This window comes from Kibdelosporangium philippinense (assembly GCF_021390435.2).
In the GTDB taxonomy this organism is placed as follows: Bacteria; Actinomycetota; Actinomycetes; order Mycobacteriales; family Pseudonocardiaceae; genus Kibdelosporangium; species Kibdelosporangium philippinense.
This window is the reverse complement of sequence record NZ_JAJVCN010000001.1, coordinates 3,410,020-3,425,941: the sequence shown is the minus strand read 5'-3', so window position 1 is coordinate 3,425,941 and position 15,922 is coordinate 3,410,020. Positions and strand designations below refer to the sequence as shown.

Genomic DNA, 15,922 nt, shown 5'->3' with positions numbered 1-15,922 from the left:
GGCGGCTAGGTCAGGAGGGGTGAAGTTCGACCGCGACGCGGTAGGCAGCGGGTTCTGAGGTGATGTGCAGGCCGGGATCGTCGAACATTTGTCGCAGTGACGCGAGCCACTCGGGGTTGGCGGTGGCTTTGTCGAGCGCGGTGCCCGAATTCCAGTCGGCAATGTGGACGAACCGTACCTCAGGTGCGTCGGCAAGTGCCCTGTGCAACCGGGATCGGACAAAACCGGGTTGGGCCGACATGATCCAGGCGTTCTCCCGATATACCTCGACGAAGTATTCGGCTTCGTCCGCTGGCACTGTGTAGTTCTTGATCACGGTGACCGGCGTGTCAACGCCGGTGCTCGACTCCAGGGATTGGCTCATATCCGCTAAGACCAGACAGGTCGCCACGTTGTGACATCGGCGAGGTCGGGACCGCTCCCGGTTACCAGTCGTACCGTGCGTGGCATGACACAGGCGCGAGACCTCGCCATGACTGGTGCCATGGTCGTGCTGCTTGCCGTTGGTGGGTGTTCGTCCTCGCCGAAGCAGGAGCTGATCACAAGCGCCGACCAGAAGTGCGACACGATCAGCCAGCGGTTCGCCGGGGATCTGTCCTTTGGCGACGGCTTCGGCGGGGACGAAGACTACCGGAAGATGACCGACCGGGTGGCGCTCATCAGGGACCTGCGGGACCATGTGCGTGGCTTGCCAGCGCCGGAGTCCGGACAGGACGAACTGCGCGACTGGATGGACAAGCTGGAAACCTTCGCCTTCGAGTCGGCGAGGCGGAGCAACTTCTCCCAGAACGCGACACGCGGCGCGGACCTGTATGTCGCTGCGGGAATGAACGTCGTGGACAGTGCGGCCAAGGATGCCGGGGCGGCAGCGCAGCGCTTCGGGTTCGCCAGCTGTGCGCGTGTCGATCGCTGGGTCTTCTTCCCTGGCAAGGGAAGCTGACTGTCCACTGCTGTCAGCAGAGGTGTCCGGTGCCGCCGGAGCGGGGGTATCCGCCGAAGGGGCCGACAGGTGACCAGTCGGAACTGATGGGCAATGGTGCGGGGGAGAGGTTGCCGAAGGCGTCTTGCCGTCCATGACGGTCAGCACGGATTCGATCTCTTTGATCCGGTCGACTGGCACTTTGAGGTAATCGTCGGACAGCACGGCGAGATCGGCCAACTGCCCTGCCATGAGGGTGCCTTTGTCTTGTTCTTTGCTCTCCATCCAGGCGCTGCCTTGGGTGTAGAGCCTTAGCGCCGTGAGGCGGTCGACGTTGTTCTCCGCGGCGCGCATCTTCGTTCCTGCCAGGGTTTTGCCGGTTATCAGCCACCAGAGGCCGACCCATGGGTTGTAGCTGGCGACTCGGGTGGTGTCGGTTCCCATTCCGACGTGGACTCCGGCGCGGAGCATTTCACCGACCGGTGGGCTACGGCGTGCTACTTGGTCGCCGTAGTGTTCGCGGAAGATGTCTCCTTGGAACGCCATCTGGTGTTGGACGGCGATCACGCCGCCCAATGCGGCGACTCTGTCGACGTTTCGGGCGCTGATGGTTTCCGCGTGGTCGAGGATCCATCGGACGTTGCCGACCGGGAGGTCTTGGTTGATGGTTTCCATCACGCCGAGGAATCGTTCGATCGACTGGTCGTAGCTCGCGTGATAGCGGAACGGCCAACCGCGTTCGACGGTCATCCGGACGACACGGGTGAGGTCGGCTTCCATTTCCGGTGGGAACACCGGCATGGGTTCGAGGAAGTTGTCGAAGTCGACGCCGTTCCACACCAGTGTTTCCCCTGGGCCGTGGACGCGGAAGATGTCGTCGCCGTTTCCTGCGCTCAGTTCTCTTGTCCATCGTTCGAGTTCGGGGTATTCCGCGCCTGGTGTCTGCGGGAAGATGCTTGCTGCCAGGCGGTCGAGACGGCCGCCACCGCCGCCGCACGGCACTTCAGGCCCGTTCTGACATCCGTCAAGTAGAGTCCGGACTCGTGACACGCCGCCCAGGTCGTCGCACCGCGGACCAACCCGCGGTGCCCGACGAGCAAGAGATCCTCGATCAAGGGCTACATGCCTTCGCCGAACTCGGCTACGACGGCACGTCCGTGCGGGAACTCGCGAAGCGGCTGAACGTGAGCCACAACTTCATCAACGACCGTTACGGCTCGAAGGCAGCCTTCTGGCGCGCGGCGGTGCACGGCGCGTTCAACCGGATCAAGACGGATATCGAAGCCGCGATCGCCGAACACGGCGACGACGACGCGAACCGTCTCGGCAACATGGTCCGCGCGTTCTATCGCGCCGCCGGGAGGCAGCCCGATGTCAACCGCCTGATGGCCGACGAGTCCAACCGGGAATCAGACCGGCTCGACTTCGTGCATTCCACGTACCTCCAACCGATCCTCACCGCGCTGGAACCAACGCTGCAGCGGCTCGTCAAGGCCGGACGCCTGCCAGATGTGCCGATGCACATGCTTTTCGTGGCACTGACCGGACCTGCGATCGCCTTGACGCAGGCCCCGCTCACCCAACGGCTGGGTCGTCCGGCGGACGCCGACATCATCAAGGATGCCGACACCCTGGCCGAGCTCGTTCTGTTGGGTCTGTTGCGGGCTACCAGTTGATGTCGTAGGGGAAGAAAACCTCATCCTCTGGCGAGGTCTTGCGGGTGGCCAGGACCTTGGCGGCGGACGCACCTGCTGTCACGCGCAGCGGCGGGTTTTCCTGCTCGATCGTGTCGGCGACGACCGCGGCCACCTCTTCCGGTGTCACGACTTCGCCTCGGGTTTTGACCAGTTCGTCGAACAGTGGGCCGTATGGGTCGTCGTCGGTGCGGTAGACCTTGGCTTTCGCGCCGCCGTCGGTGGCTACTACGCCCGGTTGGATGACGCTGACCTTTACACCGAAGTGTCCGGTTTCGATGGCCAGGACTTCCGCCATTGCTTCCGTTGCCCATTTGCTCATTCCGTATGGGCCGATGATCGGCAGGACCATTCGGCCCTGGATGCTGGACATGAAGATCAAGTGGCCTTTGCCGCGTTCGCGCATGCCAGGCAGGGCGGCCTGGGCGACGCGCAGAGCGCCTAGCGTGTTCAGGTCGAACAGGCGGGCGACCTCGGACACCGGGACGGTCTCCAGCGGGGCGCGCATGGTCTCGCCCGCGTTGTTGATCACGACGTCGATTTGGCCAGCGGCTTTGATCGCGGTGTCGACGCTGGTCTGGTCGGTGACGTCGAGTTGGAGCCGCTCGGCGATGGGGAGGCTGGCCAGGCTGTCCGGGTTACGGGCGGTGCCGATGACGCGATGACCGCGGCTGGCGAGCTTGAGTGCCATGGCGCGACCGATTCCCTGTGAGGCACCGGTGATGAGGATTGAGGACATGTCTGGATCTCCAGTTGAGCTGATGGGCTTGTGACAGCCGGCTGTGGCCACCAAATATATATGTCGAGCGACATAATTTCGAGGCGCGACGATTCACCCGACGGGCAGGGTGTCAGTCGCTGGACACGGTGAGGGCATGCGCGCGGCTGGCCATGGCGTCCCGGACGGCGTTGAACGGTTCGAGGCTGTGCAGTGCGCGTGAGGTCACCATCGCTCCCTGGACGCCAGCCAGCGTGGCGTGCGCCAGCTCACGGGCGCTGGCATTGTCCGCACCGAGCACGACGAATTGAAGCGCCAGGGTCTCGATAATGAGGAAGTACGCGCGTCGGCTGGCGGCGGCCAGTTCCTCGGAGGACTCGCCGACCTCGATCACCAACGGGGCGATGGCGCAGCCACGTCCGTAGCCGCTGACCTGCATGTTGTCGCGGGCCAGGTCGATGTAGGCCCGGACCAGATCCTCGGCCGTCGCCGCCTGTCCGGCGAGCTGGTTGATCAAGTCGACCTGCTCGCGGGTATGCGCCTCGGCCGCTTCGGTCGCCATCTGCACTTTCCCCTGGGGGAAGTGGTAGTAGAGCGATCCGCGCGGGGAGGCGCTGCGCTCGACCACGTCCGACAGTGCCATGGAGTTGTAGCCATGCTCGCGGATGAGTTGGCGGGCAGCCCCGACCATGCGCTGTTTGGTGTCTGAACGTCGAGCCATAGTCCGAGTATACGGGCTATCATGTATGACGGACGACATAAATCAGAAGGGGTCATGACGATGCCGAACAACGCTCTGGTTCTGGGCGGCGGCGGGCCCGTCGGTGCGTCGTGGACGTCGGCTCTGCTGAACGGATTGCGCAGTGCTGGGGTCCCGGTGGCCGACTCCGATGTCGTCATCGGGACGTCGGCTGGCGCGGTGGTCGGCGCGTGGCTGACTGTCGAGCCGGACGGCCTCGCGGAGGTGCCTGCTCTGATGCACAAGCGTGCCGCCTGGCACGCGAACAACGCCTCAGCTGGGCGCCCGGACACCAGCTTGTTCGAGACAGTCCTGGCGGGTGCCGGTTCGCCAGAGGAAGTCGGCCGGGGCGCGGTCGCGGCAATGCCGCCGATTTCCGTTGGGCAGGCCAACGATCTGTGGAAGGCGATGCTGCCGAAGGGCGCGTGGTCGCCCCGGCTGCGGATGATGTCGGTGAACGCCAGTACCGGCCAGCCCAAGGCGTGGTCGGCTCGGGATGGCATTCCACTCGCCGTCGGGGTCGCGTGTTCCACAGCGGCACCAGGTATCGCTCCACCGGTCGCGGTAAATGGCGAGGTTTGGCTGGACGGGGGAGTGCGTAGCGGCACCAATGCCGACCTGGTTACCGAGAGCGACCCGGGGCAGGTGCTGGTAGTCGCACCCATAGGAGGCAACGACCTCGTGCGCGAGGAGGCCTTTCTGGCCGAGCGTGGGTACCGCGTCCATGTCATCGTCGCGGAACGTTTCTACAACGCGCCCATGGATTTGATTGATCCGCGCTTCATCGACGCCGGGGCCGCCGCGGGCGCCAAGCAAGCACGCGACCTGGCTCCAGAGGTGCTGACCTGGTGGAAGGGCCGGTAGCCAGTCGCCGACCCTCTTCAAGACCTTGCTGGTCACGCGTTGCCCGTTTCCCACTGCCGCAGTCGACGGGAAACCCCTCCCAGCCACCTACTCGGCCAATGAATGCTTGGGCACGTCCGGATGTTGGCTGAGATGAGAAGAGACAATTCATGCGGGGAACAGTGCGGGGCTTGACGGCAGTGCTGCTTGCGGTGGGTGGTGTGCTGGCCGTCGCGCCTGCAGCCTTGGCACACGACAACATCGGGTCGATCAACAACTGCAACGGCCGATGTGGCTACGGCGGTGTCACCAACAATCACACGCGGGTCTACGCCTGTGACACCAAGAGCGACGGCTACGGATTCCGTACGACGTACCAGCTGCGCAACGGGGTGAAGGGGTACGTCGATGACGCCAACGGCAGCTCATCTGGCTGCAGCGAGGTATTTCCGGGCACCGCGAGCAACCCGGTCACTTACTTCTGGGTCACCTGGAAGCGGACCGAACTTCCGGTCACCGCGGGTCCGTTCGAAGCGTAATCCATAGGTGCAGACCGGTGCGACGGCGTTCGCGTTCGTCGCACCTCTGGGGGGAGGACCAGTTGCGTACACGCTCAATCGGCACCGCGCTTCTCAGCGCACTGCTCATCGCGGGCATCGCGGTCACGCCAGCCGCGGCCGCGACCGTCACCGATGTCGCACCGACGTCATGGGCCTACATCGACTCGGCCGCGCCGAAGGCCAGCTTCGTCGACCATCCGGGCAATGCCCCCGTAGGAGCCCGTACCTACGCGAACGGTTCGACCCACATCTCCAAGTCCTACGTGACCTTCGATCTGTCGACGTTGCGGGGCAGCGACTTCACCTTCGCCGTCTTGAGCACCGCCGAAACCGGGGTGACCGATTGCGCACAGCCGCGGGCGACCGAGGTCTGGCTCACCGAACCTGTCAGGAAGCCGACCTGGAACAACCAGCCCGCGGAGTTGGTCAAGATGGGCGGGCCGTACATCGATGACCGTTGCCCGTCACCGAGTCTCACGTGGACGGTCACGGAAGGCGTCCGCAACGCTGTGGCCGCCGGTCGCCCGAACGTGAGTTTCGCGTTCCGGCTGCCGGAGGCTCAGCAGGCCGATGTTCGGTTCGGTCGCGAATACTCGCCGAAGATGAAGCTGACCCTCAGTCACAACAAGCTTCCCGGCAAGGCCACGGACTTCACCATCAACCGAGAGCCGTGCGCCGCCAAACCCACAATGGTCAGCCGCTCGGTGAATCTCGGTGCGACCGTCAAGGACGGCGACCATTCCAACATCGGCGCCGAGTACGCGCTCTGGCCCGTCGATCGCCCAGACCAGCGGGTCACGTTTCCCGAAACCGGCAGATCCGTCGGGGACAAGGTGTGGGCTGACGTCGGACGCCTGCTGACCGGGGACGTCACCTACGCCTGGCAGGTGCGAGGCAAGGACGACTCAGGCGGGCTCGGGCCGTGGAGCGCGGTCTGCAAGTTCACGACCGACTTCACCTCGCCCACCAAGGCTCCGACGGTCACTTCGTCCGACTACTTCGACAGCGAGGAGGGCACCGGCGGTACCGGCGTGCCCGGGATTTTCATCTTCGACGCGGGCGGGGACACCGACGTGGTCGGCTTCTTCTACACCGACATCCTCGGCAGGCCCATGAACGCGGCCGCGGACCGCCCCGGTGGCAAGGCCGTTGTCCGGTACACCCCCGACTATTCAGGCGCGAACACGCTGTCGGTGCGCGGCGTGGACGCGGCGGGCAACGGCTCTCCCTTCACGGACTACCGCTTCTGGGTCTTCCGCAATCAGCCCGAGGTCAGCTGCACCCCTGACACCGCCTATGTTTACGCGCCACGGCAGTGCACCTTCAAGCCGCGGGGCGACACCCTCGTCGCCGGGTACGCCTACCGGCTCAACCAAGAAACCGAGTCCACTGTGTCCGCTGGTCCGGACGGATCCGCGACTGTCACCGTCTACCCGGACAATCCCGACCACCAATTTTGGATCCACGTCCGTGCCAAGCTCAGCACCGGCTACCTGACCTCGTCCAGCGAGGCCGGGCTCGACATCGACCCCGGCCGTCCGATCATCGAGCGGCGGACCGAGCGACCCATCTTCGGCCAGCCGGTCGACTTCACCCTGCGCGCGGTACTGCCAGGCTCGGAGACGTTCACGTACAGCTGGGCCGACGGCGAATGGACGACTGTCCCGGTTGGACCGGACGGAACCGCGGCCCTGCGCCTGAACGCCCCTGCTTCCGGCTGGAACATGCTGTACGTCCGCAGCGTCACCGCACAGGGCCAGCAGTCGGGCCTCCAGTACATGAACGTGGACGTCGCGTCGAACAAGCCGCGGATCTTCAGTGCGGAGTACCCGGAGTACGTATCCAGTGGCGGGGTTGGCATCCCTGGCACGTTTACGTTCACTTCGCTGTTCCCTGGCGTCACCGCGTACACCTATTCGTTCGATTCCGCGCCACCGGTCACGGTGCCGGCCGACGTGGACGGCAAGGCGTCGATCACCTTCACGCCGACGAAGCCGGACTGGACGCACCTGACCGTGACCAGCCCCCTCCCTGGTGGCGGGACTTCGGAGACCGCGACCTACGCGATCTCCGTCAGGTACCTGGCACCCCAGGCAACCTGCGACGACCAGGGATACGTCAAGCCGGGCCAGGTTGTCCGGTGCACGCTCAACCCGGTGCAGGCCAACGTGGCGACATTCGGCTGGGCCCTTGAGAACGGACCCGAGAACACCGTGCCGCCAGGGCCGGACGGCACGGCGGCGATCGAGTTCACCGTGCCCGCTGATCAGCCTTCCAATGCCTACCTGGTGTTGCGCCTGTGGAGCGTCAACACGGCCGGTCTGCGGACCGAGGTGGCCGAGCGGAACTTCTACGTCCCGTCGGCGACATGATTGTTGCCGATGGGGACAGAAAGTGACCTCAATCGTTCATAGGGTTGGTACGTCAGGTTGTTCTCGATGAGAGGAGTTGCGATGTTGCGCGGACTTGCCACCGTTGGCTATGTCGCCGACGACGTCCCAGCCGCCGCCAAGTGGTACGCGGACTTTCTCGGCATTGAGCCGTACTTCCTGCGCCCCGACGCCGAAAACCCGGCCTACGTCGAGTTCCGGGTGGGTGACTATGAGCATGAGCTCGGCATCCTCGATCGCCGCTACGCCACGGCCGCTGCCGGTCAACCAGGTAGTGCGGCCGTTGCTTGGCACGTCGACGACATCGACGCCGCATTGGAGCGGCTCATTGCGATGGGGGCCACTGCACACGAGCCCAAGACCGTGATGGAAGGCGGGTTTGTCAGTGCGTCGGTGCTCGACCCCTTCGGGAATGTGCTCGGGCTGACGTACAACCCGCATTACCTCGATGTGCTGGCCCGCGACACGAAGCACGTCAGCTAGTGATGACCTGTGGCGACAAGGTTTTGAGCATCGCGTTGGTCCACTTCATCTGACGCAGTGTCTGTGGGTGGCAGCGTTGCGTCAGGTTGAGCAGCTCGGTGTCCTTGGCGGCTTGCGCGCCTTGGGCCAGTAGTTCCCAATCGAGGGATACGCCAGCGGCCTTGCGGTGCAAGCGGCGTAGATCAGCGAGGAGGAGCAGACCCGGCTCCGGCCGGGTGGCGGCCAATGTGCTGATGGCCGTGCGGATCGATGCGAGGATGGTCTCTGGCACGTCGCCGGACAACTCCAGGTCGTAGTGCCGGGCGGCTTCGGCCAGTCCGCGGACATGATCCGCCGACCATCCGGCCAGGTCATGGGTGACGTAGTGGATGTCGTGGTCGGCTGCGTGCCGTTGGGAGACTTTGCGCAGGTCCTTGGCCAATGACGTCTCGGAGCGGTGCAGTTCGCGCAGGGCGAGGTCGAGTTTCATCCCTGACCGTCCTGTTCGGTCACGTGCGCGCTGGCGTCACCTTGGGTGTCGGGGACGTCAGCGGCAGCCGGTGCTGACGCGGCGGTGGTGGGCGCGGGAGAAGGACCGTCGCCGCGCGCGAGGAGACTGATGGCGGCCGCGGCGGTTTTGAACAGAGGTTGTTTGGATGCTGGATCCCATTCCGTCGGCGTCAGTTCGTTGGCGGCTCGATGCCCGTCCATCCCGGTGTCCCAGTAGCCATAGTGGAATGGGAGGAAGAGCACGTGTTCCCGGATGCCGCAGATGCGGGCTCGTGCATGCACTTCTCCTCGCGGAGTGCGGATCTCGGTGAGGTCGCCTTCGGTGATACCGAGTTTCTTCGCGTCCACAGTGGATATCTCGACCCACACTTCCGGTGCGGCGTGCTGGAGCTGGGGCGCTCGGGCCGTCTTCGTGCGTGTGTGGAAGTGGTAGATTGTGCGTCCGGTGATCAGCGCGTATGGGAATTCCTCCGTCATTTGCTGGTGCGGTGGCAGGTATTCGGCGGCTTTGATCATGGCTTTGCCGTCGGGGTTCATGGCACGGTACTCGTCGGGTTCGACCGATGCGCCGGTGATCAGGTCTCGGCCGTAGCTTTCGCAGTAGTCCGGTTGGGCGAAGAACTGTCCGTCGGCGTAGAGACGCTCGGTTCCGTCGGAATTGCCGGTGTTGCACGGCCATTGGATTCCGCCGACGGCACGTAGTCTGTCATAGCTCAAGCCGGAGTAGTCACACGGCCGTCCCTCGGATGCCGCTTTCCAGGCCTCGAATGCCGACTCCGGGTCGTGCCAAGGCGGGAACGGTTCGCCGTCCTTGTCACGGAAGTCCATGCGGCGTGCATAGTCCAAGAATATGTCCAAATCGGACTTCGCTTGCCCTGGTGGGTCGATTGCTTTGTCCGACAGGTGCACGGTGCGGTCTGCGTTTGTGAAGGTGCCGGTCTTCTCGCCCCACATGGCAGCGGGCAGGACGACATCGGCGAGTTCGGCCGTCTCGGTCCGGAACGCGTCCTGGACAACGAGGAAAAGCCGGTCCTGGCTGAGAATCGACCGGATCCGGCGCAGTTCGGGCAACGACACAGCGGGATTGGTCGCCGAGACCCACAGGAATCTCATCGTGCCGTTCTCGGCATACCTCAGCATCTGCATCAGATGGGTTGGCGGCGCGTAATGCGGGATCTGGGCTTGGTTGATGTTCCACAGCCTCGCCAGTTCGGCGACGTGAGAATCGTTGGCCCAGTTGCGGAATCCCGTCAGATCGCCGTCCGCGCCGCACTCGCGGGTGTTCTCGGCTGTCGGCTGCCCGTTCATCTGCAGGACGCCCGCGCCTGGTTTGCCGATCATCCCGCGGATCAGGTTGACGTTGTTCACCTGAACTGCCGCCGCTGTTGCCTGATGTGACTGGTAGAAACCCTGCAACACCGTGCACAGTAGACGTTCCGCCTGGCCAAGAAGTCGTGCGGCGTCACGGATCTCACCGATGGAAACGCCACAGATAGACGCGACACGGTCTGGCGGATAGTCGGCGACCTGCTGGACGAGATCGTCATATCCAACGGTGTTCCGCTCGATGTAACCGTGATCGACCCAGTCGTTCGCAATGATCTCGTGCAGGATCCCGTTCATCAGAGCCAGGTTCGTGCCGGGCAGTGGTGCCAAGTGGACAGTCGCCGCGCGTGCCACCGCGGTCTCCCGTGGATCGACGCACAGCAGGCGCGGCGGGTTCGGTCCGGCGAGACGATCGAGGATGCGGCTCCACAGCACGGCTTGGGTTTCCGCGGCGTTGTGCCCAAACAGCGCGATGACGTCGGCATGGTCGACATCGGTGTAGGAGGCGGGTTGACCGTCGCAGCCGAACGATTGTTTCAGCGCTTCGGCGGCTGTGGCGGTACACAGCCGGGTGTTGCCGTCCAGGTGGTTGGTTCCGATGGCGCCGTGCGCGATGGCGGCGAGGGTGTAGTACTCCTCGGCGAACAGTTGGCCGCTGGTGTAGAACCCCAAGGCGCTGGGGCCCTGCTCGGCCAACAGCTTCTTGCTGTGGTCGACCACACGTCCCATCGCGACGTCCCATGTGGACTCAACAAGCCGGTCGCCATCGCGAACAAGGGGAGTCGTCAGTCGATCGGGTGAACTGTTGGCCTGCCAGCCGAACAGGTCCTTCGGATCGAGCCTGCCGTGATTGACCCGGTCGTCAGCTCGACCGCGAACCCCGACAATGCGGCCGTCCTTGACCGCCAGATCCAGACCGTCGCCATTGGAATGCAGCACCGCCGCGGTGTGCACCCACTTGTCGACGTCCTCAGGCGTGACACCGTCGGCGAGGTGACTGTCGACGCGGACAGGCCAGCTCTGACCAGCGCCGTACGGAGTTCGAGCGCCCCAAGGCTGCCCAATGCCGTCCCTGACGACCATGGCGCTTCTCCTTTTGCCGGGTACTCATTGCGTCTACCCGGTGGAATCGGTGAGAAACTTCAGACGTCCGTGCCGAAACGGACAAGGAGCTCTCGGAACTTGTCCGCCGAGCTTGCTGGCAGGCTTGGCTCGGTCCGGCTCCAGCCGAGTGCGCCTTGTGCGGGCGTTTCGTGGCAATCAGGCTCGGGTATCCGTCGGCGGTGAGTACCGCGCCGGTGAATCGGAGGATGCCATGAACGAGGCAGGCGACGGTTTGACCCATTCCCCGTCTGTGCTGTCGCTGCGGGGTGAGGTCGACGTGGCGACCGGGCAGCACTTCGCCACGCAGCTCAGTGCAGCCCTGACTACCTGTGGCGGTGTCCTGTTCGTCGACCTGCTCAAGATCAGCTTTCTTGGTTCGGCCGGGCTGGCGGCGTTGATCCGGTTCCAGGACGAGGCCGCGTTGCGCGGAGTCGAAGTCCGGCTGGTCTGTGGCCCCGCGTCCCGGCGCACGATCGAGCTGACTGGACTAGCGCAACGATTCACGCTCGTCGACACAGTGCCCGCTGGTAATCGCTGAGGAGATGCAGACTTTCCTGCCGTATCCCGACTTCCGTGCAACCGCGGCGGTATTGGATGCTCGGCGGCTCGGCAAACAACGCGTCGAGGCGATCCAAGTATTGCGGGCGCTCACAATCGCGGACTACGGCTGGCGGCACCACCCGGCTGCGGCCATGTGGGCAGGGTACGACGAGGCGCTCACCCGGTACGGCCTGGACGTATGTGACGTGTGGTGTGCTCTGGGGCGACGCGACACCTGCGCAGCGACTCTGTTGACGGATTTCCGTAGCACGGTCGGGTCTGCTGACGTTCGGGCTCAGACCGCACTGGCCGAAGCGGGCGAGCTTCCGCCGTGGCTGGGTGAAGCCGCATTCCATGAGAGCCACCAGTCAGCGCTTGTCCGCAAGGACCCGGAGCACTATCGCCCGTTCTTTCCGGACGTGTCCGACGATCTGCCTTACGTGTGGCCAGTTTCGGACCGTCCACGGGGCGCCCACCTGCGAGCCCGATGAGGCTGCTGGCGGCGACGAACCTGGCGATCCTGTACCTGGTATGGGGTTCGACGTACCTGGCCATCACCGCGGCCGTTCGGACAAGCCCGCCACTGTTCGGCATGGGCATCCGGTTTCTCGTCGCTGGCTTCATCCTGCTGGACCGTGTTCGGGTCGGTGACCTGCAGGTTTGCCTGGTGATACAGCGCGAAGGCTGCCACGGTCACGCTGGCGTGCTGCGGCGCCGTGCGGGCGGTAGGCCTTTGCGAGGGGAAGATTCGGTGCGTTCAACGCCGTCAAGGTGACCTTCACGGCATCAACGTGGGTAACAGGTGTGGTGCATGCGACGGATGTAACTCAGGTGACGATTGATCATCCATTATGGACAGACCGGAAGCCCGGTTGCATGGTCAACGGTTTGAGACGAGCCACTAGCAGGATCGATCCGAGGTGGTCCGAGTGACCCCGAATGAGGCATTCATCGGCGGGAGGGCTGCTTCCTGCGTCGTCTGGCGCTGGTCACGCCCGCGACTGTTCGTGAGGGCCGAGTTAGGTGCGTTCAATTGAACGCCGTCAAGGTGACCTTCACGGCGTCAACCTGGGTAACAGGTGTGGCATGTGCGACGGGTGTGACTCAGGTGACGATTGATCATCCTTTATGGACAGGCCGGAAGCCCGGTTGCATGGTCGACGACTTGAGACGAGCCACTAGCTGCTTGGGGTGGCGTATGTGTCGCTGGTGTGGTTGTTGGACAACGTTCCGGTCTGGCTGGCCACGACGTATGCCTACGTCAATCCGGCAGTCGCGTTGTTCCTCGGCTGGCTCGTGCTGGACGAACCACTGCCCGCGACCACGATCGTCGGCTCTGTGTTCGTGATTTTGTCCGTTGTGGTGGTGACGACCGCCGATCGACGGTCCTCGGACTACCAAAAGGGTGAACATTGCAAGGAATTGTAATGTCGCACCATTCTTTCGCGAGTACAGGGCAACACGGTGCGGTGATAGATCGTGCACCCGATGCTTGAAGTGCTGGAGAGGCCTAATGGCAGACGACACCAAGGGAGACTCTGGTCAGGAGTCAGGAAAAACGCGGAGCTCAACCCATTGGGCAGCGCCTGTTGGTGCGATCGTTGCCGCCGTGCTGACCGCTGTGGGCGCGATCGTGGCTGCGATCATCCTTGCCTCCAAGCCTTCCGTAACGCCTGTCTCTTCTCCATCGCTGCCGATCATTCCCGACGCGCCTCCGCCACCGAGCGCGGCAACATCCCTTACCTGCGCTTTCGCCGTCACCGCGCCCGCTGACAACACGAAGATATCGGCAGCGGGTGGTGCGTTGTTCGAAGGGACTGCGTGCGAGAGTGATCTGATTTGGCTGGTGGACTTTGATCCGACCGATGGCTACTACTATCAAGTGAATCCTTATCCTGTCCCGGTGGTAGATGGGAAGTGGAGTTTTCACAATGCGCCTATCGGCAATGCTGGTGACAAGAAGGGGACGGTTTATCCGATCGTCGCACTTCGCGTATCCGCACCATGCAGTGAGGCGCTGAGGGGCAGGACGCCAGATAGTGACGGCACTGTGAGATTCAAGCCGATGCCTGCTGGATGTCCCGATCAGACCGACAAGGTCAACACGAAAACTGTTCGTTTGGTGAACGACGGGCCATGACCGGCGTGGCCACTGGCGACACAAAGCCCTTGTGTCAGTCCTTATTGGGCAGTTGGTCGCCGGGACCGTCGGTGCGTGTCGTCGTTCCCGGGCGGGCAGGAAGCGGCGACCAGTGTTGTTCATGTGATGGTTACCGAGTAGAACGAGATGGTGACCCGACGGAGGCTCAGCAAGCGACTTGTGGTCGTGATCTTCGTTCTCGGCTTGGTGTTCGGTGTGACGCCAGCCATGGCGACACAGCTGGAAAGATTCAGCATTCCTGGTTTACGGCAGCCGGTTCAGCTTGTGGTGGACCGCTGGGGTGTTCCGCACATGTACGCCGAGTCTGTCGCGGATGCCTTCCTCGCACAGGGATTCAACGCCGCGCGTGAGCGGTTGTTCCAGATTGACCTGTGGCGTCGGCGCGGCCTCGGCAAGCTGTCCGAGGTCCTTGGTCCGTCCTATGTGGAGCAGGATCGGGCCGCGCGATTGTTCCTGTATCGCGGGGACATGCGGCGGGAATGGGACAGCTACGGCCCCAACGCCGAGCTCGCGGCCAGTCGTTTCACGCAGGGGATCAATGCCTATGTCGACTGGCTCGGCAGGCATCCTGAGGCCATGCCTGAGGAGTTCCGGATCCTCGGTTACACCCCGGACCACTGGGAAGCAACGGATATCGTCCGGATCCGCAGCCATGGGCTGACCAGAAATCTCACCAGTGAGGTGGCGAGGTCAAAGGTTGCGTGCGTGGCTGGTCTGCCCGCTGACCTGGTGCGCGTGTCGCTCAAGCCCAAACGGGAAACGGTTGTTCCTGTTGGTTTCGATCCCTGTGCGCTGCCGAGTGACGTGCTGCGGGTGTTCCAGTTGGCGACGCAGGAGGTGACGTTCGCCAACGGGCAGGTCCGTGCGTTGCCGTCCCAACCTGACGAAGCCTTGGAGGGCAGCAACAACTGGGTCGTCGCGCCAAAGCGGACCGCGACTGGTCGTCCGATCCTGGCCAACGACCCGCACCGCGTGTATTCGGCGCCATCGCTGCGTTACATCTCCCAGTTGGTCGCGCCTGGGATGAATGTCATTGGCGCCAACGAACCATTCTTGCCCGGGATCTCGATCGGGCACAACGGGACCATCGCGTTCGGGCTGACTGTCATGCCGATGGACCAAGAAGATCTCTACGTCTACCAGTTGGACCCCAATGACCACAGCCGATATCGCTACGGCGACGGCTGGGAACGCCTCCGGACCAGCACAGAGAAGGTATCTGTGGCCGGTGAGCCCGCGCGTCAGGTCGAACTGTCGTACACCAGGCACGGTCCGGTGATCGCAGTCGACGGCACCCGGGCCTACGCCGTACGCACAGCCTGGTTACAGCCGGGGATGAGCCCGTACTACGGCAGCCAGAAGTACATGACGGCCAAGAACTTCACCCAATTCACCGACGCGATGCGCGACTGGGGCGCGCCGACCGAAAACCAGGTCTACGCGGACGTCCACGGCAACATCGGCTGGGTGCCAGGCGGGCTGGCGCCGATCCGGCGCGGATATGACGGCCTGATGCCAATCCCAGGAGACGGCCGCTACGAATGGGACGGGTTCTACAACGGCGACATCCTGCCGCGCTCGTACAACCCCACCGAGGGATTCATCGCCACAGCCAACGAGTTCAACCTGCCGCCGAACTATCCCTACCCACTCGGTTTCGAGTGGACGTATCCCGCTCGGCATCAGCGGATCGTGGAAACGCTGGCGAAGTCCCAGCGGGGAACGGTCGCGGATTCCATGCGTCTGCAGGGCGATCAGGTGTCGCTGGTCGCGCGGCGGTTAGTACGACAGCAGCACAGTGTTATGCCTGTTGATATGTGCGGTGTTGTCGCTGGTAGTGGCTGTGACGGGCGCGGGTTTGGTGGCGTCGGCGCCAGGTAGACCAGTGCTGGATGTGTGCTCGGGGATGTACTGGACGGGTGAGGGTGGCCCAGAGTCGTCGGATTTCGTTGCAGG

At 63.9% G+C, this 15,922-nt stretch carries 16 protein-coding genes; 11 read left to right on the top strand and 5 right to left on the bottom strand.

The window, feature by feature from the left end; all coding sequences use genetic code 11:
- Positions 1–10 precede the first annotated feature (10 nt).
- Complete coding sequence (locus tag LWC34_RS15850; RefSeq protein ID WP_233725827.1) at positions 11–1,921, bottom strand: amidohydrolase family protein; 1,911 nt, start codon at positions 1,919–1,921, stop codon at positions 11–13.
- A 41-nt stretch (positions 1,922–1,962) separates the two neighbouring features.
- Here LWC34_RS15850 and LWC34_RS15845 point away from each other — a divergent pair, with 41 nt between their 5' ends.
- A complete protein-coding gene (locus LWC34_RS15845) occupies positions 1,963–2,595 on the top strand; it encodes a TetR/AcrR family transcriptional regulator (RefSeq protein WP_233725826.1) in 633 nt (210 codons plus the stop codon).
- Here the strand turns inward: LWC34_RS15845 and LWC34_RS15840 are convergent.
- Positions 2,585–3,352, bottom strand: coding sequence for an SDR family oxidoreductase (locus tag LWC34_RS15840; protein ID WP_233725825.1), 768 nt, complete (start codon positions 3,350–3,352; stop codon positions 2,585–2,587). The genes LWC34_RS15845 and LWC34_RS15840 overlap by 11 nt on opposite strands.
- Positions 3,353–3,464: 112 nt before the next feature.
- Positions 3,465–4,052 carry a TetR/AcrR family transcriptional regulator gene (locus LWC34_RS15835; protein WP_233725824.1) on the bottom strand — a complete coding sequence of 196 codons (588 nt, stop codon included), beginning with the start codon at positions 4,050–4,052 and terminating at the stop codon, positions 3,465–3,467.
- A gap of 54 nt (positions 4,053–4,106) precedes the next feature.
- On the opposite strand from LWC34_RS15835, the gene LWC34_RS15830 reads away from it, so the two are divergent.
- The 4 genes from LWC34_RS15830 (at position 4,107) to LWC34_RS15815 (ending at position 8,346) form a co-directional block, all read left to right on the top strand.
- A complete protein-coding gene (locus tag LWC34_RS15830; RefSeq protein WP_233725823.1) occupies positions 4,107–4,934 on the top strand; it encodes a patatin-like phospholipase family protein in 828 nt (275 codons plus the stop codon).
- 170 nt (positions 4,935–5,104) lie between these two features.
- Positions 5,105–5,452 (top strand): hypothetical protein, encoded by a 348-nt coding sequence (locus tag LWC34_RS15825; RefSeq protein ID WP_233725822.1) that lies wholly within the window; start codon positions 5,105–5,107, stop codon positions 5,450–5,452.
- Between the two features lie 62 nt (positions 5,453–5,514).
- Complete coding sequence (locus LWC34_RS15820) at positions 5,515–7,845, top strand: DNRLRE domain-containing protein (protein ID WP_233725821.1); 2,331 nt, start codon at positions 5,515–5,517, stop codon at positions 7,843–7,845.
- An 81-nt stretch (positions 7,846–7,926) separates the two neighbouring features.
- A complete protein-coding gene (locus tag LWC34_RS15815; protein WP_233725820.1) occupies positions 7,927–8,346 on the top strand; it encodes a VOC family protein in 420 nt (139 codons plus the stop codon).
- On the opposite strand, the gene LWC34_RS15810 is transcribed toward LWC34_RS15815, so the two are convergent.
- Both LWC34_RS15810 and LWC34_RS15805 read right to left on the bottom strand, forming a co-directional pair.
- Positions 8,339–8,815 (bottom strand): hypothetical protein, encoded by a 477-nt coding sequence (locus LWC34_RS15810; protein ID WP_233725819.1) that lies wholly within the window; start codon positions 8,813–8,815, stop codon positions 8,339–8,341. The genes LWC34_RS15815 and LWC34_RS15810 overlap by 8 nt on opposite strands.
- Positions 8,812–11,244, bottom strand: coding sequence for a molybdopterin oxidoreductase family protein (locus LWC34_RS15805; protein WP_233725818.1), 2,433 nt, complete (start codon positions 11,242–11,244; stop codon positions 8,812–8,814). Before LWC34_RS15805 ends, LWC34_RS15810 begins: the two co-directional genes overlap by 4 nt.
- Positions 11,245–11,476: 232 nt before the next feature.
- Between LWC34_RS15805 and LWC34_RS15800 the strand changes: the two genes are divergently transcribed.
- The 6 genes from LWC34_RS15800 to LWC34_RS15775 all read left to right on the top strand — a co-directional run bounded on the left by LWC34_RS15800 (position 11,477) and on the right by LWC34_RS15775 (position 15,847).
- Positions 11,477–11,803: an STAS domain-containing protein gene (locus tag LWC34_RS15800; RefSeq protein WP_233725817.1), complete on the top strand. Its 327-nt coding sequence runs from the start codon at positions 11,477–11,479 to the stop codon at positions 11,801–11,803.
- 4 nt (positions 11,804–11,807) lie between these two features.
- Positions 11,808–12,296 (top strand): MSMEG_6728 family protein, encoded by a 489-nt coding sequence (locus tag LWC34_RS15795; protein WP_233725816.1) that lies wholly within the window; start codon positions 11,808–11,810, stop codon positions 12,294–12,296.
- The gene (locus tag LWC34_RS15790) at positions 12,293–12,580 is read left to right on the top strand and encodes a hypothetical protein (RefSeq protein ID WP_233725815.1); all 288 of its coding nucleotides are present in this window, start codon (positions 12,293–12,295) and stop codon (positions 12,578–12,580) included. Before LWC34_RS15795 ends, LWC34_RS15790 begins: the two co-directional genes overlap by 4 nt.
- 425 nt (positions 12,581–13,005) lie before the next feature.
- Positions 13,006–13,233 carry an EamA family transporter gene (locus LWC34_RS15785; RefSeq protein ID WP_233725814.1) on the top strand — a complete coding sequence of 76 codons (228 nt, stop codon included), beginning with the start codon at positions 13,006–13,008 and terminating at the stop codon, positions 13,231–13,233.
- A gap of 85 nt (positions 13,234–13,318) precedes the next feature.
- The gene (locus LWC34_RS15780; RefSeq protein WP_233725813.1) at positions 13,319–13,945 is read left to right on the top strand and encodes a hypothetical protein; all 627 of its coding nucleotides are present in this window, start codon (positions 13,319–13,321) and stop codon (positions 13,943–13,945) included.
- A gap of 150 nt (positions 13,946–14,095) precedes the next feature.
- Positions 14,096–15,847 carry a penicillin acylase family protein gene (locus LWC34_RS15775; protein ID WP_250109443.1) on the top strand — a complete coding sequence of 584 codons (1,752 nt, stop codon included), beginning with the start codon at positions 14,096–14,098 and terminating at the stop codon, positions 15,845–15,847.
- Positions 15,848–15,922: the final 75 nt, after the last annotated feature.